This window comes from Mucilaginibacter sp. MD40 (assembly GCF_002288635.1).
In the GTDB taxonomy this organism is placed as follows: domain Bacteria; phylum Bacteroidota; class Bacteroidia; order Sphingobacteriales; family Sphingobacteriaceae; genus Mucilaginibacter.
In genome coordinates this window covers 1,685,399-1,710,358 of record NZ_NRSW01000001.1, presented here as the reverse complement: position 1 = coordinate 1,710,358, position 24,960 = coordinate 1,685,399, and the positions used below count along the sequence as shown (strand labels likewise).

The window sequence follows — 24,960 nt, the reverse complement described above, 5'->3', positions numbered from 1 at the left end:
TATATTATTTTTTGAATAATCTCTTAAAAAAACCTTTGCTTTCTTTTTCATCTTCCTGGTAATAACCACCGTAACCGTAGCTGTAACCATAGCTATATCCGTATCCGTAACCATATCCGTATGATTTTTGGATGTTTATAGCATTCATCACAATATTGAGGTTTTTGAATTTCTTAGTTGTAAAGTAATTGTTAAGTGCGTATAACTGATTCTTGGCTGTATAGTCATGCCTTACAATGTACATAGTGGCATCGGCAAACTTGGCCAATATCTGCGCATCAGTAACCAAGCCTACCGGAGGAGCATCCAGTACCACAAAGTCAAAATCCTGCTTAAGCTTCTCTATCAGTATGTCTATTTTTCCGTTTACCAGCAATTCGGCAGGGTTAGGTGGTATTGGGCCGCAGGTAATAATGTAATAATTTTCCTGTGCCGGTATGGGCTTAATAATTTTGTTATAATCCGCCTGCCCTATTAAATAATTGGATAAACCATTATCATTATTAATTTCAAGCCCCTGGTGCAGTTTCGGCTTGCGTAGGTCGAGCTCCAGGATAACCACCTTTTTGCCAGACATGGCTAAACTTGCACCCAGATTGAGCGAAATAAATGATTTACCTTCGCCACTCATGCTGGAGGTAAACAAGAGTGTCTTTTTATCCGGGCCCTGCATAATAAACTGCAAGTTGGTTCTCAAGGCACGTATCTGCTCTGCGATCATTGAGCGCGGTTTAGTAACTACCAGCAAAGGCCCCGAATCTGATGAGTGTGATACTTCTGCAATAACCGGCACCTTGGTAATGCGTTCTATATCCTGCCTGCGTGTGATCTTGAAGTTAAGCAAGCCTCGTAAATAAATAATACCGATAGGGAGTACCAAACCAATTGCAGAAAACAACAAGTATATAACTCCTTTAACGGGTTTCACAGGCGCAGAGCTGCTGTAAGCCGCGTCAATGGTACGGCTATCTGCTACACCTGAGGCCAGCTGCATAGCGGTTTCCTCACGCTTTTGAAGTAAATAGGTGAACAGGTTATTTTTAATCTCCTGCTGACGCATTACGTCAAGCAAGCCACGCTCTTTAACGGGCACCTGCCTTATCACCGATTCGAATTTATTGTTCTTGATATCCAGCTGGCGCTTAGTAGTAAGCAGGTTGCGTTTCAAGTTTGAGACTGCAGTGCCTATCTGCTGCTTTAAAGAAGTGATCTGGTCGTCAAACGAAGTTACCAGCGGATTAGTTTCGGGAACGGTTTGTAACAGGCTCTGGCGTTTTAACTGGATCTCGCCTAATTGTTGAACCAAACCTAACAATGTAGGGTCATCAATACCGAACATGGAAGGCAGGCCGGTAGCATTTTTATCAGCATTTCGCAAATAACCTTCCAGATTATTGAGTACCCCAAGGCGTATGCTTATCTTATTCAGCTCTGCATCATTCTCTCCCGCGCTGGTAATAAATTCTTTTGATTCCTGGCTAATATCAGCAATGCGGTTTTCTGATTTATACTGCTCAACATTCTTTTCAACCGAGCTCAGATCCCGTGCTATTACATTTAAGCGCTCATCAATAAACTTAAGCGTGCTGGAGGTCATTTTATTTTTATCCTCTACTGCCGCCTGGTTATATTCATTGATCAGCTGGTTCAAAATATCCTTACCTCTTTGTGGTATGGCATCTTCCAGGGAAATATTCAATACAGTAGCCTGTTTGCTTACAGGGCTTACTTTTAACATATCGCTTAAAAATTTAGCTACATTCTCAACCGTGTTAAATTTAACCTCGTACTCTTCATTAACCGCCTTTTGCCAGTCGCTGTTTAAGGTAACCAGTACAATACCGAGGTCGGTTTTAACAGGTGTACCTACCGGATACTTCACCTGGTTTATTTCAACCTGGTTTTTATTTAAAAGCCTAACCTTCGTAAGGATACTTAAATTAGCCTCTTTGCTTTTATCGATGATCTGTATACGGAAAGGTATAGTGCCGTATACTTCATGTTTCCTTAATGTTTTGGTATAGTAGTAAGCGGTTTGCAGGTTGAGCTTTTCCACCACTTTACGCATGATGGTTTGTGACTTCAGTATCTGGATCTCGTTATCGATGATCTTGCTGGATGAGAACATATCCAGATCTTTCAATAAATCGTTAGATGTAGAGCTTCCCTGCTTATTATCCTTAATGAGCAAATCTGTTTCTATCTCATACAGTGGCGTAGCCAGTTTTACATAGGCGTAACCCAGAAAAAAGAAGAAAATTACAGATAATAATATCCAGGGCCAGTGCCTGAAGTACCTGAAAAATATTTCACGAAAGTTAGTACCGTCCCTTTCCTGGTCTATAAACTCATTCAAACTATCATTTGCATTCATGTGGCTGTGTGTATTTGTACAGGAAGCGATGGCTATTTACGTGTGTAGTTGAGTATAATGGCTATAAAAGACAGCGCGCTGAGTACAATCGGTATGATCTGGTAGGTTTTGTCGGTTTGCGCTACCCTTCCGCGCCCCGGCTCAACATATATAATGTCATTAGCATGCATATAATAATATGGCGAGCTGTAAACATTACGTTTGGTAAGGTCAACCGTGGCGAATTCCTTTTTACCATCAACGTCACGTATCACCATAACATTGGTGCGCTTGCCGTATATGGTAAGGTCGCCTGCCAAACTTAAAGCTTCGGGCAGGGTAATACGCTCATTAGGAATTACATATACCGATGGACGGGCAACCTCGCCCATTACCGATATCTTGTAGTTCAGAAACCTCACATTTACCGTTGGTTCTTTAAGGTATCCTGCTTTAAGCTTTTCTCTGATAAGGTCCCTGGCTTGTATGGTGGTTAAGCCAGCTACCTTAATATCGCCCAGTAACGGGAGTTCAATATTGCCTGATGCATCAACCAGGTAACCCGGTGTTGATGTGGCCTGCGTAGAGGGTTGTGGGCTTATTCCTGCCGCGGTATTAGCGGCATTATCGGCCGTGCTGCTTGTTTGAGCACCGGCATAAGGATTAAAGAAACTACTGGCAACCGGGTTAAGCGAGGTAACATATATACCCAGTATATCGCCCGACTGTATAGTAGGTGTATAGGCCTTAGCTATGGCAATGGTATCAGTCTGCTGATTACCTTTCTGAAAATAAGCTATCTCTTTCTGGTTAATGCACGAGGTTAACGCTAATACGCAAAACATCAGCATTGTAACGTAAGACGTTATTTTTTTCATAGGTTGAGGGTAAATCGGGAGCAAAAATAGATTTTTTTATTAAATAAACTAACGATAATGTGGTACTTACATCAACATAAGCCTTTAAAATTTTATAATAATACAAATGCGTTAGCGACATGAAATTTAAATTTGGCAATCGCTAAACTTAACACTATTATAATTTGTTAAAATCTGGGGGTACAGAGACGTTTTTAACAATTACGCAACCTAATTGTTTTTGTTAATTAAAAAAATCTTCCTGCAGTCCATCTATCTCCCTCCTGTCGCGCTTGGTGGGTCGGCCTGCGCCGCGGTCGCGTTTTAACACTGGCGCATGGAACATAGATTTAAAAGCCATGGTATCCTCCTGAGGCGTAATGTCCTCATAAAAGTTTACAGCCGTTTTAGCGTCCACCCGGTTCTCCAGCATTCCTGTTACTTTTACTACCTTTTTTTCAATACCTTTTGATACGGTGTAAACCTCACCTACTTTTACCTCATGTGAAGGCTTCATATTATTACCATCCAGCTTAACCCTGCCTGCCTTACAGGCATCGGCAGCAAGTGTGCGGGTTTTAAAAATCCGTATGGCCCATAAATACTTATCTATCCTTAATTTATCTTTCTCAGGCATATATCTTATCACTATAATCAAACAAATGTCCCCAAAAATCCTTTAATTTGGCGAAATTTATTTTTGTACTGATGCTTAACCTGAAGAAACTTATTGAGGATGCCTGGGAAGACCGCAACCTTTTAAATTTTGGTGAATATATTAATGCTATTGAAGCGGTTATTGACCGCCTTGATAAAGGCGAAATACGTGTTTCAGAGCTTATTGGCTCTCGCTGGCACACAAACGACTGGATAAAGAAAGCCGTTATACTCTACTTCCCTACCCGCGCTATGGAAGAAATCAAAACAGGCCCCTTTGTTTTTTATGATAAAATGAAGCTCAAAACAAACTATAAAGAGCTTGGTGTGCGTGTAGTTCCTCATGGTATTGCCCGTTATGGCGCTTACCTGGCCAAAGGGGTAATCATGATGCCATCATATGTAAACATTGGCGCTTATGTTGATGAAGGCACCATGGTAGATACCTGGGCAACCGTTGGCTCATGCGCGCAAATTGGTAAACACGTTCACCTGAGCGGTGGCGTAGGCATAGGCGGCGTGCTGGAACCGGTGCAGGCATCACCTGTAATTATTGAGGATAACTGTTTCCTTGGCTCACGCGCTATAGTTGTGGAAGGTGTGCATGTTGAGTCCGAAGCGGTATTAGGTGCCAATGTGGTTTTAACCGCATCAACCAAAATAATTGATGTTACCGGTTCAACACCTGTTGAGTACAAAGGCCGCGTGCCGGCACGCTCAGTAGTTATACCTGGTTCGTATACCAAAACTTTCCCTGCCGGAGAGTACCAGGTGCCATGCGCGCTGATTATTGGTAAACGTAAAGAATCAACCGACAAAAAAACATCGCTTAACGACGCGTTAAGGGATAATAATGTTGCTGTATAAGTACTTTGTTGATTAAGTTGATTAGGTGAGTTGTTTTTCTTTTACAACGACTCACCTAATCAACTATTCACTTAATCAACTTAATCATGAAAATACTCATTCGGCTTCCTAACTGGCTTGGCGATGTGGTAATGGCTACCGCCTTTGTTAATGCCGTTAAAGCCGAATACCGTGATGCCACAATTGATGTAATCATCAAAAAAGAATTAACGGGCATTGCCGAACTCATCCCAGGCATCAATAAAGTCTATTCATTTTCAAAACAAGATCATCCCGGATTAAAGGGCGTTTATCGTTTCGGTAAATCGCTTAAACCTGAGCGCTACGATATTTACTTTAACCTGCCGCATTCGCTTTCGTCATTTGTAATGGCATGGGCAAGCAGCGCCAAACAACGTGTTGGGTTCCGTAAAGAAGGCGGCGTATTCTTACTGACTACATCAGTTAAGAAGCCTGTTGGCCTGCACCGGGTTGATGAATATATCTGTTTACTGGAAGCGGTAACTAACAAACCCGTGCTACACCGAAATGTAGACTTAAAAGCTGCTGCATCCCAAGACACCAGTAATAAAGTAATTATTAACTTTAACTCCGAAGCTTCATCCCGCCGTATTCCGGTTGATAAAGGCCGAAGTATTATTAATGCGCTTACGGCACATTTTACAAATTTGGACTTCGTGTTTGTTGGTTCTCCTAAAGAAGCCCCTTATATTGATGAACTACTTAAAGAAACCAACAACCCGAACCGCTTACATAACCAAGCCGGTAAAACTAATTTAAAAGGATTGGCAGAACTGATGGCCGGCGCTAAAGCGGTACTGACAACGGATTCTGGGCCTGCGCATCTGGCTAATGCGGTAGACACACCAACTATTGTTCTTTTTGGAGCGGGAGATGAACGGAATACGGCGCCTTATAATAAAACTAATCTGCAGGTCATACGTTACGGTGAATTGCCATGCGAACCGTGTGTACGTAATACCTGCAAATTATATGGCATCCCGAAGTGTATGGAAATGCTTGATGAGAAAAAAATAATAAAAGCCTTAAGTTTGTACCTTAATTATGCTTAAAGACGAAGTTAATAAAGCGCTGAAGATAGTACAGGAGGGCGGTATCATCCTCTACCCTACCGATACTATCTGGGGTATAGGCTGCGATGCTACCAATACCGATGCCATTAAACGGATCTTCGCGCTTAAACAACGTGAGGAAAGCAAAAGCATGATTATTCTGGTTGATGTAGACAACAAATTGCAAAGCTACATACAGGAAGTACCTGACATTGCTTACACATTGATAGAATACGCGGAAAATCCGCTTACGCTGGTAATGCCGGGTGCCAAAAACCTCCCTGCTGCACTTATTTCTGATGATGGCAGTGTGGGTATTAGGGTAACCAGCCACCCCTTTTGCCAGCAACTGATACAACGCCTGCGCAAACCTCTGGTTAGCACTTCGGCCAATATCAGTGGGGAGCCTTCACCGGAGTATTTTGGTAAAATATCACAGGATATAATAGATGGGGTTGATTACGTGGTAGACGTTGATCAGCACCTTACTGAAATAAAAAAGCCATCGACCATTATGCGGCTGGCTCCAAACGGCACATTTGAATTTATACGCCGTTAAAAATTATAATATTAAATTTGCCTCTGCCAATACGAGCCTGTTCGCAGCCTACACTATGAAACAACACCTGCAACATCCGGTATTTTCTGTTATTTCTAAACTTGCTGCCGAAAAAAATGTACAGGCTTTCGCAATTGGCGGTTACGTGCGCGATATTTTCCTGAACAGGCCATCAAAAGATATTGACGTAGTTGTATTGGGTAACGGTATTGAATTTGCCGAAGCGGTTGCGGCAAGCCTCAACGTTAAAGTGTCGGTTTTCAAGAACTTCGGGACGGCTATGCTGCGCTACCAGGATGTGGAGGTGGAGTTTGTTGGTGCCCGTAAAGAAAGCTACCGTTCTGATTCGCGCAAACCAATTGTAGAGAATGGCACGCTCGAAGACGACCAGAAACGCCGCGATTTTACCATTAACGCGCTGGCCATATCGTTGCATCCTGATAATTACGGGGAATTAATAGATCCTTTTGAGGGCATTACAGATCTGAACAATAAACTGATGCGTACACCGCTTAACCCGGTAGAAACATTCTCAGACGACCCATTACGCATGATGCGGGCCATACGTTTTGCCTCACAGCTGGGTTTCAGGATAGATGATGAGGCCGTTGCAGCTATAAAAAGTAACTTACAGCGGATAAAGATCGTATCGCAGGAACGCATTACGGATGAACTGAATAAGATCATCCTGTCGCCACTACCTTCCGTGGGGTTTAACTATTTATTTGATACCGGCCTGCTGCATATCATCTTCCCGCAAATGGCTGCATTGTATGGCGTGGAGGTGATCAACGGTAAGGGGCACAAAGACAACTTTTACCATACGCTACAGGTACTGGATAATATTTGTGAAACTACCGGCGACCTTTGGCTGCGCTGGGCCGCTATATTGCATGATATTGCCAAACCCGCCACCAAACGCTTTGAGCAAGGCCACGGCTGGACGTTTCATGGCCACGAGGACAAAGGCGCCCGCATGGTACCTAAAATTTTCACACAACTCAAACTTCCTTTGAATGAAAAAATGAAGTTTGTGCAAAAACTGGTACAACTGCACCTGCGCCCTATTGTATTATCGCAATCAGTGGTAACAGATTCTGCCGTACGCCGTCTGCTTTTTGAGGCAGGTGACGATATTGAGGCACTCATGCTGTTATGCAAGGCCGACGTAACCACAAAAAACGAATATAAAGTAAAAAAATACCGTCAGAATTTTGAGCTGGTACAACAAAAGCTCAAAGATGTGGAAGAACGCGATAACATACGCAATTGGCAGCCGCCGGTAACCGGCCTGGATATTATGCAACTATTTGGCATAAGTGAGGGCCGCGAAGTTGGCATTATCAAAAACAAGATACGCGAGGCTATTCTGGAAGGGGAAATTCCTAACGACCGCGAAGCAGCGATAAAATACACTATCGAAAAAGGAAAAGAAATTGGCTTGAAAGTTGTGGCAAACTGAATTTTAATTAAATAAAATATTTTTCTGATAAAATTATACTTAAATAAACACAATGGCACTATACAGGTTCAGGGTTACTTTTGAAGATTACGATGATGTTTCGAGGGATATCGATATTAAATCCAACCAAACTTTTGAAGATCTTCATAAAGCTATCCATCAGTCTACAGGATACAAATCCGAATATCCATCATCGTTCTACGTAAGTAACGACCAATGGATGAAGGGTGATGAGATTACTTACATGCCCAATCAAAAAAGGATTGATCGCAACATCCCGCTGATGGAGAAAGCAAAACTAAGCAACTATATTGACGATCCTCATCAGAAATTTTACTACACCTTTAATTTCGACCGCCCGTTTGACTTTCATGTCGAGCTGATGAAAATCATTCTGGACGAGGATCCGGCTGTAACCTATCCTAACGTAGTGCGCTCTGTTGGCGAAGCGCCAAAGCAATTTGGCAACGTGTTTAACCCAACGGTGGTATCATCTGCTGATGAGGACTTCGACTTTTTGAACGAAATGCAATTTAACCCTGAAGATGCTGAAGATTTCTCTGAAGTAACCGATGCCGATGAGAGTACTCCTAAACACCTTAGCGGTAGTGATGATGAACACGAGGAAGAAGAGACTGAAGAAGATGAGTTCGGCTTTGGCGACGATGATAATTTTGAGGAGGACGATCGCCGTTCCGGACGCAGTGACGATTATTAATTAGTAGATAGTTGGTGGTTCATAGTTCATGGCAAAGAACCTATGAACCATGAACTATAAACCATTTTCTATCTATGAACGCTACCAACCCTACTTTAATAGTAATTACCGGCCCTACAGCATCCGGAAAAACAGCGGCTGCCATACAACTGGCACAGCATTACAATACGGTTATCGTATCGGCCGATTCCAGGCAGTTTTTCCGTGAAATGTCCATCGGTACGGCTAAGCCCACCACAACCGAGCTTGCCGCCGCCCCCCACTATTTTATAGATACGCTAAGTGTTACTGAACCTTACTCGGTTGGAGATTACGAACGCGAATGCCTGGCGCTTTTAGAACAATTATTTAAAACTTACAAAGTTGTAATTATGGTAGGTGGGTCGGGGTTATACATTAAAGCCGTAACGGAAGGTTTTGATGACCTGCCCGCAGCCAATACTGACATACGCGACCGGTTAAATACTGAGCTGGCAGTTAATGGCATTGCCGAACTACAGCAAAAGCTTAAACTGGTTGATCCTGACTATTACCATACGGTAGATATTAACAACCCGCAAAGGGTTATACGTGCGCTCGAGATATATGAAGCCACCGGTAAGCCTATGTCAAGCTATTTAACCGGCACTAAAAACCAACGCGGTTTTGACACCATTAAAATAGGTATTGATTTGCCTCGCGAAGAACTTTATAACAGGATAAACATGAGGGTGGATGTCATGATGCAGGAGGGGCTTTTACCCGAAGTGGAAAAGCTTTATTCGCTAAGGCATTATGGCGCGCTCAATACGGTTGGCTATGTAGAACTATTTGATTACCTGGATGGTAAGGTTAGCCTTAACGATGCTATTGACAAAATTAAACAGAATACAAGGCGTTTTGCCAAGCGACAGCTAACCTGGTTTAGGAAGGATAATGAACTTAATTGGCTAAACGCTGCTGAAATAATATCTTTTGCAGAGAAAAAAGTTGTAACTAACTGAAAATTAATATAAATTTAAGATAGTTGCGATTTAAAATTAATGACTTATTGCTATTTTAGCATCAGTTATTAAATAATAATAAAATGCCCCCTACTATTAATAGACGATCCTTTATAGGATCTGCCTCTGCTTTGCTTGTGCTCGTTGGATGCAAGAAAAGCGAGATCATTACCACTACACCCAAACCCGGCAACACTGTAAATACCGGTTCAACCAATCCCGACATTCCGCCAAAGGTTTATGACCAAAGTTTGTATTCCACTACAGAGTTAGGCCCTAACCTTATCAAAGGGACTGATTTTAGTAAAACCCTTTACGGCTACACCGATAAGCTTTCTTATAAAGCCGGGGATATGATAACCTTGTATTATTCTGGACCTGACAACCCGAAGCAGATAATTACTTTAAGTGATTTCAATGGTAAAATACACGCCTCTTATACCACAGCTGTAAAAGTACAAAAGGTAAATACCGAAAAGCCCTGGTTAGACGGCTGTAAGTTCGAGAAAACCGGCGAATTTAAGTTGCCTGATACGCTTAAGCCGGGTGTATATCGTTTCAGAGGTACTAATTACTTTGTGATATCAGATAACGAAAACCCGTATGATATTACCATTGTTTATCCTACCAATACCGATAACGCCTACAATTACGGCGGTGGCAAAAGCGCATATGACCCCGATCTGGGAAACAGGGCAACCGTTTCGTCTTATCTGAGATACCAGGATGGCTTGGTAGGTCGTAAAGACTTTACATCGAGCTTTTTCTTTTGGATGCTTACCCAGAATTATAATGCAAATTACATTACTGACGCCGACCTGGACGATTATAACAATATCCAAAAGTCGAAATTGCTGATGATAGTTGGCCACAGCGAGTACTGGACAAGGGCAGCACGTGAAAACGTGGATAAATTTGTTGCCAGTGGTAAAAACATGCTGGTGTTATCCGGCAATACCATGTACTGGCAAGTGAGGTATAACAAGAAGGATAACCTGATGATCTGTTATAAAGATAATAATCTGGATCCTCTGAAAGACACGCCTTACAGCTCCATTTTGTGGGAAACTGATTTTCTTAAATATCCTATTACCTCGAGCATAGGTGCCGATTTTAGCGGCGGCGGGTATGGCTCTAAACTAACCAACAGGCAAGACGGTTATAAAATAGTAAACGATAAATCGCCATTGTTTGAAGGTACAGGCTTAAAGAATGGTGATATATTAAAGATCCCTACTGTTGAATATGACGGTGCGCCGGTAGTAAAAATGATCATGCCCGGTTCAAAAGAAATACCGGTGATTGATAATTCGAAACTAAAATTTGATAAAATAGAACTTCTTGGTTACGATTTCGCGGTTAACGGTGGCGTTGAAGGCCCTGAAAAAGCGACCAACGGTTTAGGTACATTTATTGTATTTAGAAAAACACCTACTTCAGGCACCGTTGTAAACGCAGCCACTACAGACTGGTGCAGCAAACGTGGAATGGCCGGTGCCGATAAAGAGAAGGTACAACGCATTACCAAAAATATGATTGATAAATCGTTGCAAGGTGAAAGTTTGTTTACACCACAGCACGCTTAATATATAGCTACTATATTTACTAAAAAACCTGCTTAGCTAAGCAGGTTTTTTAGGTATTGTCCGTAGCCGCTTTTGCTATATTTATCAGCAAGAATAGCTAATTGAGATGCATTGATATAGCCCATTAAATAAGCTACCTCTTCTATACACCCAATTTTTTTGGACTGCCGTTTTTCAATTACCCTTACAAATTCGGTAGCATCGCTTAGTGAGTCAAAAGTACCGGTGTCCAGCCAAGCTGTTCCGCGGTCCATTACACCTACCTGCAGTTTACCTTGCTCCAGGTAAACTTTGTTCACATCGGTTATTTCGTATTCACCTCTTGGAGATGGAGCAATGTTCTTAGCTATTTCAATAACGCTGTTGTCATAAAAATACAGGCCCGGTACCGCGAATTTAGATTTTGGCTTCAATGGTTTTTCTTCGATAGATATGGCTTTGTTACCCTTATCAAATTCCACCACACCATACCGCTCCGGATCGGCAACGGGGTAGGCAAATATGGCGGCGCCATCAACATTATTAAAGCTTTGTATCAGTTTACTAAAACCCGAACCGTAAAAAATATTATCGCCTAAGACCAAAGCTACTTTATCTTTTCCAACAAAATCGGCCCCTATTACAAAGGCCTGCGCAAGACCGTTGGGCTGCTCCTGTACGGCATACTCAAACCTGCAGCCAAGCTCTTCACCGGTACCTAAAAGCCGCTTAAAACCGGCATTATCCTCGGGTGTGGTAATAATCAATATCTCACTGATGCCCGCCAGCATCAACACCGATAGCGGGTAGTAAATCATCGGCTTATCGTAAATAGGCATTAACTGCTTACTTATGGCCTTTGTAATGGGATAAAGCCTTGTACCCGATCCGCCTGCTAATATGATACCTTTCATGCGCTGTAAATGAGTTATTAATTACTTTGTTTGGCTAAGCTTCCAGTTTATGTAAACAAACCTTTAAACTATCTTCCCACTGCGGGATATTTATGTTAAATGTCTGCTTTATTTTTGATTTATCCATTACGGAATATAACGGGCGTTTTGCCGGTGTAGGATATTCGGTTGTGGGTATAGGGTGTACTTTTACTCCGGTTGCCGCAAATTCATGTATCGCCCTGGCAAAATCGTACCAGGTTGCGGTACCCTCGTTGGCATAATGGTATAAGCCAAATTTATTAATGCCTGATGATATGATGCCGGTGACGGTTAATGCCAGGTCCATAGCGTAGGTGGGCGTACCTGTCTGGTCGTTTATTACTTTTATCTCGCCTCGCTCCCGGCCTATGCGCAGCATGGTTTTAACAAAGTTGTTACCATACTCAGAATACAGCCAGCCCGTACGTAATATAAAGTACTTATTGAGCAAAGCCGGTATAACCATTTCGCCTTCGAGCTTACTCTGGCCATATACGCTTACAGGAGCCGTGGTATCTTCTTCGGTAAGCGGCTTGTTCCCATCGCCCCCAAATACAAAGTCGGTTGAGATATGAACTAAGACGGCATCATAGGAGTTGCACATATCGGCAATATTCTCCACTCCCTTCCTATTTATAGCAAAAGCTGTCTCACTATCACTTTCTGCTTTATCTACAGCAGTGTATGCGGCACAATTGATACAATATGCCGGGTTGTGGGCAACAAATAACTTTTCTAAAACGGATACATCTAATATATTGGATTCTGCCTCGTCAGGAAATATGTAGCCTTCCAGGCGTTGTTCTTCCGCCACTTTCTTGAGGCATTGCCCCAATTGGCCCGACGCTCCAAATACGATCACTTTATTACGGTTCATCATTATTACCCTTTGTGCTTATTTAAAAAATCGGCATAAGCCAGCTGAATACCCTCTTTTAGTTCTGTTTTATAAGTCCAACCTTTTTCAGCCAGTTTTGATACATCCATCAGTTTCCGGGGCGTACCATCAGGCTTTGAGGCGTCAAATTCAATATTGCCACTATAGCCTACAATATCTTTAATTAGCAGCGCCAAATCCTTTATAGAAATTTCCTTTCCGCTGCCAATATTGATGAAACCAGCTTCATCGTAATGCTGCATTAAGTAGTAACAAGCTTCGGCCAGGTCATCGGCAAATAAAAACTCCCTTAGTGGCGAACCGCTGCCCCAAATAGTTACACTTGGTGCTCCCTGCTCCTTTGCTTCATGGAAACGCCTTATGAGCGCCGGCAGCACATGGGAGTTTTGAGGGTGATAATTATCATTATAGCCGTATAAATTGGTAGGCATTACCGAAATATAGTTACAACCATACTGCGCACGGTATGCGTCGCACATTTTTATTCCGGCAATTTTGGCAATGGCATAGGGTTCATTGGTTGGCTCAAGTAAACCCGTCAGTAAGGCATCTTCCTTTAATGGCTGGGGTGCCATTTTAGGGTAGATACAGCTCGACCCCAGGAACATCAGCTTTTTAACCCCATATACATGCGATGAATGAATGATATTATTCTGTATCTGTAAGTTATCGTAAAGGAATTCCGCACGGTAAGTATTATTGGCTACAATACCACCAACTTTGGCAGCAGCCAAAAAAACATATTCGGGCTTTTCGGCAGAAAAGAAATTGGTAACAGCATTTTGGTCGCGAAGGTCAAGCTCTGCCGAGGTACGCGTAATCAGGTTGGTATAGCCCTCCTGTTGCAGTTTACGCATAATGGCCGAACCCACCATTCCCCGATGGCCTGCTATATATATTTTTGAATCTTTGTTCATTTGATTGGTCATTGAGTCATTGAGTCATTGAGTCATTAGGTAGCCGCACCATAACTTCTGCGCGAAGACAAACCTAATCAACTAATTAACCAATCACTTAATCAACTAACTACGCCTGCCCCATGGTACCACCAAAATTTAGTGGGAACGCGGGTGGGTCGTTTTGTATTTTAATGCGGCCGTGCGCTTCCTCATATTTTTCAATATTATCTTCAAGCGCAGAAAGGAGCCTTTTTGCATGTTCGGGCGTAAGTACTACACGTGATTTTACCCGCGCTTTGGGAACACCGGGCATTACTCTGATAAAATCAAGCACGAACTCTGAACTGGAATGAGTTATAATGGCCAGATTAGCGTAAACTCCTTCAGCCACATCTTCTGTAAGCTCAATATTCAGCTGGTTGTTATTCTGTTCTTCCATAGTAGTAAAAATAGCAAAGCCTTCCATTTTCATAGAAGGCTTTGCAAAAATATTCAAAAAAACCTGATTAAGCTTCCACTTCTTCAGTTTTTGATGCCATCAGGCGATCAAATTCTTCCTGAGAACCCACGCGGATATTTTCATAATCGCGCATACCGGTACCAGAAGGAATTAAGTGACCAACGATAACGTTCTCTTTCAAACCAAGCATATTATCACGTTTACCGGCGATAGCTGCTTCGTTCAGTACTTTAGTTGTTTCCTGGAACGATGCCGCAGAGATGAAAGACTTAGTACCTAATGAAGCCCTTGTAATACCTTGCAGCATTGGGCTTGAAGTCGCAGGAATGGCGTCCCTTACCTCAACCAATTTCATATCACGACGTTTTAACATTGAGTTTTCGTCTCTCAGTTTACGCAATGAAATGATCTGACCGGCTTTCAGGTTGGTAGAATCACCCGGCTCAACAACAACTTTCTTGTCGTAGATCTCGTCGTTCTCCATCATGAAATCCCAGCTATCAACAGCTTCTCTTTCAAGGAAACGGGTATCACCTGCATCCTCAATAGCTACTTTCTGCATCATCTGGTGAACGATAACCTCAAAGTGTTTATCGTTGATCTTCACACCCTGTAAGCGGTAAACCTCTTGTATACCGTTAACCAGGTACTCTTGCACGGCAGCAGGGCCTTTAATTGCAAGGATATCTGCCGGAGAGATTGAACCATCAGACAATGGCATACCAGCTTTAACAAAGTCGTTATCCTGTACAAGGATGTGTTTTGAAAGTGGTACCAGGTACTTTTTAACCTGTCCGTCTTTACTTTCAATGGTGATCTCGCGGTTACCACGTTTTACACCACCTAAAGTTACCACACCATCAATCTCGGTTACTACCGCAGGGTTAGATGGGTTACGTGCTTCAAATAACTCGGTTACACGTGGAAGACCACCTGTAATATCTCGCGTTTTACCGGTTGAACGAGGAATTTTAGCAATAACTTGTCCGGTCTGCAGTTTATCACCTTCATCAACAGAGATGTGGGCACCTACCGGGATGTTGTAACCTTTAACAACATTACCTTTATTATCAACTATCTGGATAGCAGGGTTTTTAGTTTTGTCCCTGGTATCGATAATTACTTTCTCGCGGTGACCGGTTTGCTCGTCGCTCTCCTCACGGAAAGTTACACCTTCCAGTACCGACTCGAACTGAGCGATACCTGCAAACTCAGAGATGATTACCGCGTTGTACGGATCCCATGAACAGATACGGTCGCCTTTAGTAACAGTTGCACCGTCTTTAATGTACAGGTATGAACCGTAAGGGATGTTATTGGTAACAATTACTTTGTTAGTGCCCGGCTCTATAATGCGGAACTCACCAGAACGGCCTAATACCACATCAACAGCGCCGTCTTCGGCAGTTTCATAAGTAACGGTACGTACGTTTTCAAACTCGATGATACCATCAAATTTAGCGTTGATCTGTGATTCAGCCGCGATGTTTGACGCAGTACCACCCACGTGGAAGGTACGAAGTGTTAACTGTGTACCCGGCTCACCGATAGACTGTGCAGCAATTACACCTACAGCCTCGCCCATTTGCACACGTTTACCGCTTGCAAGGTTACGGCCGTAGCACAGTGAACACACGCCACGCTTGCTTTCGCAGGTTAATACAGAACGTATCTCTACACCTTCGAGCGGAGAGTTCTCTATTTTCTTAGCGATCTCTTCAGTGATATCATCACCTGCAGCTACTATTAGCTCATTGGTAATAGGATCATGGACATCATGCAGGGTTGTACGGCCGAGTATACGGTCATATAACGGCTCAACAATGTCCTCATTATCTTTAAGTGCAGTTGTATAGATACCACGCAGTGTACCGCAATCAACTTCACCAACGATCATATCCTGTGCAACGTCATGTAAACGACGGGTTAAGTAACCAGCATCCGCTGTTTTCAACGCCGTATCCGCCAAACCTTTACGCGCACCGTGAGTAGAAATGAAATACTCTAATACTGACAAACCTTCTTTAAAGTTTGAAAGGATAGGGTTCTCAATGATCTCACCACCCGAGCCTGATTTTTGCGGCTTAGCCATCAAACCACGCATACCTGCCAGCTGACGGATCTGCTCTTTAGAACCACGGGCACCTGAGTCAAGCATCATGTAAACAGAGTTGAAACCCTGGTTATCGTTGCTGAGGATATCCATTACGTTCGCGGTTAAGCGGTTGTTGATACGTGTCCAGATATCGATGATCTGGTTGTAACGCTCGTTGTTGGTAATGAAACCCATGTTATAGTTATTCATCACTTCCTCAACTTCTTTTGAAGCCTGGTCGATCAGTTTAACTTTTTGTTCAGGGATGTTGATGTCTTTAAGGTTAAATGAAAGACCACCACGGAATGCCATCTGGAAGCCTAATTCTTTGATATCATCCAAGAACTGTGCTGCACGTGCCATACCGGTAGTTTTCACTACCTCACCAATAATATCACGTAGTGATTTCTTGGTCAACAACTCGTTTATGTAACCTACCTCTTCCGGTACGTGCTGGTTAAATAACACGCGGCCTACGGTAGTTTCAATCAATTTAGTAACGATGCTGCCATCGCGCTCTTTAACACGGCCTTTTACTTTAATAAAGGCATGCAGGTCAATTTTCTTCTCGTTATAAGCGATGATCACCTCTTCTGCAGAGTAGAAAGTTAAACCTTGCCCTTTAACCACGCGGGTTTCATCAGTTTTACGGCCTTTGGTTATGTAGTACAAACCAAGTACCATGTCCTGAGATGGTACTGTAATTGGCGTACCATTTGCCGGGTTAAGGATGTTGTGCGATGCCAACATTAATACCTGGGCTTCCAAAATTGCTGCGTTACCAAGTGGTACGTGCACAGCCATCTGGTCACCGTCAAAGTCGGCGTTGAACGCGGTACAGGTTAACGGGTGCAGCTGGATGGCTTTACCTTCAACCAGTTTAGGCTGGAATGCCTGGATACCCAAACGGTGCAGCGTAGGCGCACGGTTTAGCAACACAGGGTGGCCTTTAAGTACGTTCTCTAAAATATCCCAAACTAATGGATCTTTACGGTCAACTATCTTTTTAGCAGATTTTACTGTTTTAACCACACCACGCTCAATCATTTTGCGGATGATAAACGGTTTAAACAGCTCGGCAGCCATATCCTTTGGTAAACCGCACTCATGCAGTTTAAGGTTAGGACCTACAACAATTACCGAACGTGCGGAGTAGTCGACACGTTTACCCAAAAGGTTCTGACGGAAACGGCCTTGTTTACCTTTCAGGATGTCTGAAAGTGATTTCAAAGCACGGTTACCCTCAGTTTTAACCGCGTTAACTTTACGTGAGTTATCAAATAACGAATCCACAGCTTCCTGCAGCATACGTTTTTCGTTACGTAAAATTACCTCAGGTGCTTTGATCTCGATCAAACGTTTTAAACGGTTGTTACGGATAATTACACGGCGGTAAAGATCGTTCAAATCTGAAGTTGCGAAACGGCCACCTTCCAATGGTACTAACGGGCGTAATTCTGGAGGGATAACCGGAACGATCTTAACGATCATCCATTCAGGGTTATTCTCGATACGTGTTTTTGAACCACGGAAAGCTTCAACAACCTGCAAGCGTTTTAACGCTTCGTTTTTACGTTGTTGTGAAGTTTCATTAGCTGCCTGGTGACGCAGGTTGTATGAAAGCTCATCTAAATTAATGCGTTTCAATAACTCCTCAAGCGCTTCGGCACCCATTTTAGCCACAAATTTTTGTGGGTCTTTGTCATCCAGGTACTGGTTCTCTTTTGGTAAAGTGTCCAGGATATCCAGGTATTCTTCTTCAGTAAGGAAATCCATTTTAGAGATTCCGTCAACTTCTTTAACACCTGGCTGTATAACTACATATCTTTCATAATAAATGATCAGGTCGAGCTTTTTAGTTGGCAAGCCCAGCAGGTAACCAATTTTGTTTGGTAACGAGCGGAAATACCAGATGTGTGCAACCGGCACCACTAAGTTAATGTGGCCCATACGCTCGCGACGTACTTTTTTCTCGGTTACTTCAACACCGCAACGGTCACAAACGATACCCTTGTAACGGATACGTTTGTATTTACCGCAATGGCACTCATAATCTTTAACCGGACCAAAAATACGCTCGCAGAACAAACCATCACGCTCTGGTTTGTAAGTACGGTAATTAATGGTCTCCGGCTTTAAAACCTCACCGCTTGAACGTTCCAGGATAGACTCCGGAGAGGCCAAACTGATGGTAATGGTGGTGAAGTTACTTTTGATTTTATTATCCTTTTTGTAAGACATAGTCTCCTCTTTTTTTAATGTTGTTGAAAGGTTGGAACGTTGTAAAGTTGAAATGTTGTAAGGCTCAAATGATGTGGTGTTAACCTTACAACATTCAAACCTTACAACTTTAAAACAATATTATTCCAAGGTGATATCCAAACCTAAACCTCTTAGCTCGTGAACCAATACGTTGAATGATTCCGGAACTGATGGTGTTGGCAGGTTCTCGCCTTTAACAATAGCTTCGTATGTTTTGGCACGGCCGATAACATCATCCGACTTAACGGTCAATATCTCCTGCAGGATGTTTGCTGCACCGAATGCTTCTAATGCCCAAACCTCCATCTCACCAAAACGCTGACCACCGAACTGTGCTTTACCACCCAGCGGCTGTTGTGTGATAAGTGAGTACGGACCGATTGAACGGGCGTGCATCTTATCATCGACCATGTGGCCCAGTTTAAGCATGTAGATAATACCTACAGTAGTTTGCTGGTCAAAGCGGTCGCCGGTTAAGCCGTTGTAAAGGTATGTACGGCCCGACTCCGGTAAGCCTGCTTTCTTGATCCATTCCTCTACCTCTTCGTGGCTTGCACCATCAAAAATAGGGGTAGCGAATTTCACACCAAGCTCTTTACCAGCCCAGCCTAATACAGTTTCGTATATCTGGCCAAGGTTCATACGTGAAGGTACACCCAGCGGGTTCAACACAATATCAACCGGGGTTCCGTCTTCTAAGAAAGGCATATCCTCATCACGTACAATACGTGCAACAATACCTTTGTTACCGTGGCGGCCCGCCATTTTATCACCTACCTTAAGCTTACGTTTCTTAGCGATGTAAACTTTAGCCATCTGTACAATACCTGATGGCAGCTCATCACCCACGCTTATCGCGAACTTATCGCGGCGGTAAGCACCCAGTTCTTCGTTAACCTTGATGTTGTAGTTATGCAGCAGAAGTTTTATCTGATCATTTTTATCATCATCAGTTGTCCACTTAGTTGGGTTGATGTTTTCGTAGTTAAGTTCAGCCAGTATTTTTTGGGTAAACTTAACGCCTTTAGCTACATAAAGCTCTTTGTAAACGTTGTAAACGCCTTGTGAGGTTTTACCGTTAACAATTTCAAATAACTTATCAACTAAAGTAGCTTTAAGTTCTCTAACCGCTTTTTCGTGCTTGGCATCCAGTTTTTCCAGTTGTGCTTTCTCTTCAGACTTGGTGGTCTTTTTAGCACGGCTGAAAAGTTTGGTATCAATAACCACACCTGCAATTGACGGAGGTGTTTTTAATGACGCGTCTTTTACGTCGCCTGCCTTGTCACCAAATATGGCGCGCAACAGTTTTTCTTCCGGTGATGGGTCTGATTCGCCTTTCGGAGTGATCTTACCTATCAATATATCGCCTTCTTTAACCTCGGCACCTACACGAATAATACCGTCTTCGTCAAGGTCTTTGGTGGCTTCTTCAGAAACGTTAGGAATATCCGGTGTCAATTCCTCTTCACCACGTTTAGTGTCACGTACTTCAAGCTCAAACTCTTCAACGTGTATTGAAGTGAAGATATCCTGAGATACTACACGCTCTGAGATCACGATCGCATCCTCAAAGTTATATCCCTGCCAAGGCATGAAAGCTACTTTAAGGTTACGGCCAAGTGCAAGCTCACCATTCTGGGTAGCGTAACCCTCGCAAAGTACTTGTCCTTTTTCAACCCTCTGGCCTTTCTTAACAATAGGCTTAAGGTTAATGGTAGTGCTTTGGTTGGTCTTTTTAAACTTGGTTAACAGATAGGTCTTGCTATCGCCATCAAATGAAGTTAAACGATCAAGGTCGTTACGGTCATATTTAATGGTGATCTGGTTAGCATCTACATATTCTACTACACCATCGCCTTCGGCATTGATCAATGTACGTGAATCCTTTGCTACACGGCCTTCCAAACCGGTACCTACAATTGGCGCCTCAGGGCGTAAAAGCGGAACGGCCTGGCGTTGCATGTTTGAACCCATCAAGGCACGGTTAGCATCATCATGCTCCAGAAACGGAATCAACGATGCCGCGATAGAGGTGATCTGGTTTGGCGCAATGTCCATCAGATCCAGTCTTTCAGGCTCAATTACCGGGAAGTCGCCCTCGTAACGTGCTTTTACACGCGGGGTAGCAAACTCACCTTTATCATTGTATACAGCATTAGCCTGGCCAATAGTTTTACCGTCTTCATCTTCTGCAGACAGGTAAATAACCGGCTCATCTACCTGTACCTTACCATCAACCACACGTTTGTACGGGGTTTCAATAAAGCCTAAGTTGTTGATTTTAGCATGTACACACAAAGAAGAGATCAATCCGATGTTAGGTCCCTCTGGTGTTTCAATAGTACACAACCTACCATAGTGGGTATAGTGAACGTCACGAACCTCGAAACCTGCACGCTCACGTGAAAGACCACCTGGCCCAAGGGCTGACAGACGACGCTTGTGCGTAATCTCTGCCAGTGGATTGGTTTGGTCCATGAACTGTGATAGCTGGTTGGTACCGAAGAACGAGTTGATCACTGATGACAGTGTACGTGCGTTGATCAGGTCAGTTGGCGTGAACACCTCGTTATCACGAATGTTCATACGCTCGCGGATGGTACGTGCCATACGTGCTAAACCTACGCCAAACTGAGCATAAAGCTGCTCGCCCACGGTACGCACACGACGGTTTGATAAGTGGTCAATATCATCCACCTCAGCTTTTGAGTTGATGAGTTTGATCAGGTATTTAACAATCGCGATGATATCCTGCTTGGTTAATACCTTAGTTTCATCAGAGGTATCCAGCTTAAGCTTACGGTTAATGCGGTAACGGCCCACATCACCCAGGTCATATCGTTTATCAGAGAAGAACAACCTGTCAATAATACCGCGTGCGGTTTCCTCATCAGGTGGTTCTGCATTACGCAGCTGGCGGTAGATATGCTCAACCGCTTCTTTCTCTGAGTTTGAAGTATCTTTCTGTAAAGTGTTATATATAATGGTATAATCACCGCTGGTGGCCGCATCTTCCTTGTTAAGGATAATGGTTTTAACACCTGCATCAATGATCATGTCAATATGGTCGTCTTCCAGTACGGTTTCGCGCTCAAGGATGATCTCATTACGGTCAATTGAAACCACCTCGCCGGTGTCTTCATCCACGAAATCTTCAACCCATTTTTTAAGCACCCTTGCAGCAAGCTTACGGCCGATATATTTTTTCAGGCCTGATTTGCTTACTTTCACTTCATCGGCCAGCTCAAATAATTCTAAGATGTCCTTATCAGAATCATAGCCAATAGCACGAAGCAGCGTGGTAACCGGGAATTTCTTTTTACGGTCAATGTAAGCATACATTACGTTGTTAACGTCTGTAGCAAACTCAATCCATGAACCTTTGAAAGGTATAACACGGGCCGAGTATAATTTGGTACCGTTGGTGTGGCGGCTCTGGCCAAAGAACACACCTGGCGAACGGTGTAATTGCGATACAATTACACGCTCGGCGCCATTGATCACAAATGTTCCCTTAGGCGTCATGTAAGGAATGGTACCCAAGTACACATCCTGTACAATGGTTTCAAAGTCTTCGTGTTCTGCATCGTTACAGCTCAGGCGAAGCTTTGCTTTTAATGGCACACTGTAAGTTAATCCGCGCTCAATACACTCGCGTATATCGTAACGTGGCGGATCAATAAAATAGTCAAGAAACTCTAAAACAAAGATGTTCCTTGAATCTGAAATAGGAAAGTTTTCTGCAAACACTTTAAACAACCCTTCTTTGTAGCGGTTATCTGAAGTAGTTTCTAATTGAAAAAATTCCTGGAAAGATTGTAACTGAACATCCAGGAAGTCAGGGTAATCAAGTACCTTTCTGCTGGTTGCAAAGTTTACTCTTTGGTTATTATCGTTTGCCAAGGTGTTATAATTTTAATTTATTAAACCTGTTTGTATGCGGCTTTTAAGTATCCCAGAAGCCTGGTTTACTGCATTTTAAGGGAAGGGATGAACCACAAACCACAACCCTCTTATATAAGGACGTATATAAACAGCAATAGACCCCGACCAAAAATGGTCGGAGTCTGATGCTATTGTGTGCGGAGGGTTAAATTATTTAACCTCAACTACTGCTCCGGCTTCCTCTAATTGTTTTTTCAGAGACTCAGCTTCTTCTTTAGAAACGCCAGCTTTCAATTCTTTTGGAGCGCCGTCTACTAAATCTTTAGCTTCTTTAAGACCAAGACCAGTTAAGTCTTTTACTAATTTAACAACTGCTAATTTCTGGCCACCTGCTTCTTTCAGGATAACATCAAATGCAGTTTGCTCAGCAGCAGCAGGAGCAGCATCGCCACCGTCACCTGCAGGAGCAGCAACAGCAACAGCTGCAGCAGCTGGCTCAATGCCATACTCGTCTTTTAAGATTTGAGCTAATTCGTTTACTTCTTTTACTGTTAAGTTAACTAACTGTTCAGCAAAGGCTTTTAAATCTGCCATTTTATTTTAAATTTTTACTTTTAAATACTTTGTTTTTTAATGTCCAAACTTTTAAAGGTGTTTGGATTAACCTCTTTCCTGTAATGTTTTTACAACACCTGCAATAATGCTTCCGCCTGATTGTAGAGCAGAAACAACGTTCTTAGCCGGTGATTGCAGTAAGCCAACGATCTCGCCTATCAGTTGTTCCTTAGATTTAAGCTTAGTTAAGGTATCTAACTGATTGTCTCCGATGAAAATTGCTGAATCGATATAAGCTGCTTTTAAAACCGGTTTATCACCTGTTTTTCTCAGTTTCTTGATCAACTTAGCCGGAGCTGTTGCTGATTTAGAGAAAAGGATTGATGAAGAACCTTTTAATACATCGTATATCGCGTCAAACTCGCCACCTGCAGCTTCCATAGCTTTTTTGATCAAGCTGTTTTTGGCTACCTGCATAGTGATCTCGTTTTCAAAGCACTGACGGCGGATATTATTTACTTTTGCAACCGTAAGATCAGCAGTATCAGTAATATAGAAATTACCATACTCTTTAATCTGCTCAGTAAGGGCAAGAACAAGGTCGTGTTTTTCTTCTTTATTCATGATTAGATCCCCGCTACTGATTTAGTTTCAATTGTAATACCTGGCGACATTGTTGAAGAGAGATGTATACTCTTAAAATATGTGCCCTTTGCTGCTGATGGTTTTAATTTAGAGATGGTTTGCAATACTTCTAATGCATTCTCATAAATTTTTTCAGCAGAGAAAGATGCTTTTCCTATTGAAGTGTGGATGATACCGGTTTTATCAACCTTGAAATCGATCTTACCACCTTTTACGTCAGTTACAGCTTTACCTACTTCTGTAGTAACTGTACCCGATTTAGGGTTAGGCATTAAGTTACGCGGACCCAATATACGGCCCAAACGTCCTACTTTAGCCATAACACTTGGCATAGTGATGATAATATCAACATCAGTCCAACCGCCTTCAATCTTGGCAATATAATCATCCAAACCTACGTAATCTGCGCCTGCGTCTTTTGCTTCTTGTTCCTTATCAGGAGTACAAAGCACCAATACGCGTACAGTTTTACCGGTTCCATGAGGAAGGGTTGCAATACCACGTACCATTTGATTGGCTTTACGTGGGTCAACACCTAAACGTACATCAATATCTACTGATGAATCAAACTTGGTATTGGTAAGTTCCTTTACCAAAGCAGATGCATCTTGTAATGTGTAAGCTTTGTTCGCCTCAATTTTGGAGAGTGCCGCTTTTTGATTTTTTGTTAATCTTGCCACTGTCTTAAACTGATTTGTATAAATTAATTATTCCAGGGAGCTGTACCGCTAACGGTGATTCCCATACTGCGGGCAGTACCTGCCACCATTTTCATGGCTGATTCTACTGTGAAAGCGTTTAAATCAGTCATTTTATCTTTTGCAATGGTTTCAACCTGTTCCCAGTTTACGCTGGCAACTTTTTTACGGTTAGGTTCTGCCGAACCGCTTTTTAAACCAGTTGCTTCCAACAGTTGAATAGCAACCGGTGGAGTTTTGATGATAAAATCGAATGACTTGTCTACATACACAGTAATAACCACAGGTAACACTTTACCAGGACGATCCTGGGTACGTGCATTAAACTGCTTGCAAAACTCCATAATGTTTACACCTTTGGCACCCAGTGCAGGGCCAATTGGTGGAGATGGATTTGCAGCGCCGCCTTTTACTTGTAGTTTTACTAACGCACCGACTTCTTTTGCCATTTTTAATTTACTTTATTATAACTCAATGTTAGTAAGTGGAAGCTAAGTAACATTTAAGATTTTGTGAGTAGTGATTGGTTAACCA

At 42.7% G+C, this 24,960-nt stretch carries 20 protein-coding genes; 7 read left to right on the top strand and 13 right to left on the bottom strand.

Going from position 1 to position 24,960, the window contains the following annotated elements; all coding sequences use genetic code 11:
* Nucleotides 1–4 precede the first annotated feature (4 nt).
* From CKK33_RS07775 to CKK33_RS07765, 3 genes are all read right to left on the bottom strand, one after another.
* Nucleotides 5–2,374, bottom strand: a complete 2,370-nt coding sequence (locus tag CKK33_RS07775) for a polysaccharide biosynthesis tyrosine autokinase (RefSeq protein WP_095703554.1) — start codon at nt 2,372–2,374, stop codon at nt 5–7.
* Between the two features lie 32 nt (nt 2,375–2,406).
* Nucleotides 2,407–3,231 (bottom strand): polysaccharide biosynthesis/export family protein, encoded by an 825-nt coding sequence (locus CKK33_RS07770; RefSeq protein WP_198952450.1) that lies wholly within the window; start codon nt 3,229–3,231, stop codon nt 2,407–2,409.
* A gap of 223 nt (nt 3,232–3,454) precedes the next feature.
* Nucleotides 3,455–3,847, bottom strand: coding sequence for an RNA-binding S4 domain-containing protein (locus tag CKK33_RS07765; RefSeq protein WP_095703553.1), 393 nt, complete (start codon nt 3,845–3,847; stop codon nt 3,455–3,457).
* Nucleotides 3,848–3,918: 71 nt separating this feature from the next.
* Here CKK33_RS07765 and CKK33_RS07760 point away from each other — a divergent pair, with 71 nt between their 5' ends.
* The 7 genes from CKK33_RS07760 to CKK33_RS07730 all read left to right on the top strand — a co-directional run bounded on the left by CKK33_RS07760 (nt 3,919) and on the right by CKK33_RS07730 (nt 11,115).
* On the top strand, nt 3,919–4,734 hold the full coding sequence (locus CKK33_RS07760; RefSeq protein ID WP_095703552.1) for a 2,3,4,5-tetrahydropyridine-2,6-dicarboxylate N-succinyltransferase: 816 nt from the start codon (nt 3,919–3,921) through the stop codon (nt 4,732–4,734).
* 86 nt (nt 4,735–4,820) lie between these two features.
* Nucleotides 4,821–5,807 carry a glycosyltransferase family 9 protein gene (locus CKK33_RS07755; RefSeq protein ID WP_095703551.1) on the top strand — a complete coding sequence of 329 codons (987 nt, stop codon included), beginning with the start codon at nt 4,821–4,823 and terminating at the stop codon, nt 5,805–5,807.
* Nucleotides 5,800–6,366 (top strand): L-threonylcarbamoyladenylate synthase, encoded by a 567-nt coding sequence (locus CKK33_RS07750; protein ID WP_095703550.1) that lies wholly within the window; start codon nt 5,800–5,802, stop codon nt 6,364–6,366. Before CKK33_RS07755 ends, CKK33_RS07750 begins: the two co-directional genes overlap by 8 nt.
* Before the next feature lie 55 nt (nt 6,367–6,421).
* Complete coding sequence (locus tag CKK33_RS07745; RefSeq protein WP_095705788.1) at nt 6,422–7,828, top strand: CCA tRNA nucleotidyltransferase; 1,407 nt, start codon at nt 6,422–6,424, stop codon at nt 7,826–7,828.
* 52 nt (nt 7,829–7,880) lie between these two features.
* The gene (locus CKK33_RS07740; RefSeq protein WP_095703549.1) at nt 7,881–8,546 is read left to right on the top strand and encodes a hypothetical protein; all 666 of its coding nucleotides are present in this window, start codon (nt 7,881–7,883) and stop codon (nt 8,544–8,546) included.
* A 74-nt stretch (nt 8,547–8,620) separates the two neighbouring features.
* Nucleotides 8,621–9,529 (top strand): tRNA (adenosine(37)-N6)-dimethylallyltransferase MiaA, encoded by a 909-nt coding sequence (gene miaA, locus CKK33_RS07735; RefSeq protein WP_095703548.1) that lies wholly within the window; start codon nt 8,621–8,623, stop codon nt 9,527–9,529.
* A gap of 137 nt (nt 9,530–9,666) precedes the next feature.
* Entirely contained in the window at nt 9,667–11,115 is a 1,449-nt protein-coding gene (locus CKK33_RS07730) for a N,N-dimethylformamidase beta subunit family domain-containing protein (protein WP_143822926.1), read from the top strand.
* Between the two features lie 32 nt (nt 11,116–11,147).
* On the opposite strand, the gene rfbA is transcribed toward CKK33_RS07730, so the two are convergent.
* The 10 genes from rfbA to rplK form a co-directional block, all read right to left on the bottom strand.
* A complete protein-coding gene (gene rfbA, locus CKK33_RS07725; RefSeq protein ID WP_095703546.1) occupies nt 11,148–12,008 on the bottom strand; it encodes a glucose-1-phosphate thymidylyltransferase RfbA in 861 nt (286 codons plus the stop codon).
* Nucleotides 12,009–12,042: 34 nt separating this feature from the next.
* Nucleotides 12,043–12,909: a dTDP-4-dehydrorhamnose reductase gene (rfbD, locus tag CKK33_RS07720; RefSeq protein WP_233138162.1), complete on the bottom strand. Its 867-nt coding sequence runs from the start codon at nt 12,907–12,909 to the stop codon at nt 12,043–12,045.
* Between the two features lie 2 nt (nt 12,910–12,911).
* Nucleotides 12,912–13,844 carry a GDP-L-fucose synthase gene (locus tag CKK33_RS07715; RefSeq protein WP_095705786.1) on the bottom strand — a complete coding sequence of 311 codons (933 nt, stop codon included), beginning with the start codon at nt 13,842–13,844 and terminating at the stop codon, nt 12,912–12,914.
* Between the two features lie 109 nt (nt 13,845–13,953).
* Nucleotides 13,954–14,265, bottom strand: coding sequence for a DUF3467 domain-containing protein (locus CKK33_RS07710; RefSeq protein WP_095705785.1), 312 nt, complete (start codon nt 14,263–14,265; stop codon nt 13,954–13,956).
* A gap of 67 nt (nt 14,266–14,332) precedes the next feature.
* The gene (gene rpoC, locus CKK33_RS07705) at nt 14,333–18,622 is read right to left on the bottom strand and encodes a DNA-directed RNA polymerase subunit beta' (RefSeq protein ID WP_095703545.1); all 4,290 of its coding nucleotides are present in this window, start codon (nt 18,620–18,622) and stop codon (nt 14,333–14,335) included.
* 120 nt (nt 18,623–18,742) lie between these two features.
* Nucleotides 18,743–22,546, bottom strand: a complete 3,804-nt coding sequence (gene rpoB / locus CKK33_RS07700; protein ID WP_095703544.1) for a DNA-directed RNA polymerase subunit beta — start codon at nt 22,544–22,546, stop codon at nt 18,743–18,745.
* Nucleotides 22,547–22,738: 192 nt separating this feature from the next.
* Nucleotides 22,739–23,122, bottom strand: a complete 384-nt coding sequence (gene rplL, locus CKK33_RS07695) for a 50S ribosomal protein L7/L12 (RefSeq protein WP_095703543.1) — start codon at nt 23,120–23,122, stop codon at nt 22,739–22,741.
* Nucleotides 23,123–23,188: 66 nt separating this feature from the next.
* Nucleotides 23,189–23,707, bottom strand: coding sequence for a 50S ribosomal protein L10 (gene rplJ / locus CKK33_RS07690; RefSeq protein ID WP_095703542.1), 519 nt, complete (start codon nt 23,705–23,707; stop codon nt 23,189–23,191).
* Nucleotides 23,708–23,709: 2 nt separating this feature from the next.
* The gene (gene rplA / locus CKK33_RS07685) at nt 23,710–24,408 is read right to left on the bottom strand and encodes a 50S ribosomal protein L1 (RefSeq protein WP_095703541.1); all 699 of its coding nucleotides are present in this window, start codon (nt 24,406–24,408) and stop codon (nt 23,710–23,712) included.
* Nucleotides 24,409–24,431: 23 nt separating this feature from the next.
* Entirely contained in the window at nt 24,432–24,875 is a 444-nt protein-coding gene (gene rplK / locus CKK33_RS07680) for a 50S ribosomal protein L11 (protein ID WP_095703540.1), read from the bottom strand.
* Between the last annotated feature and the right edge of the window lie 85 nt (nt 24,876–24,960).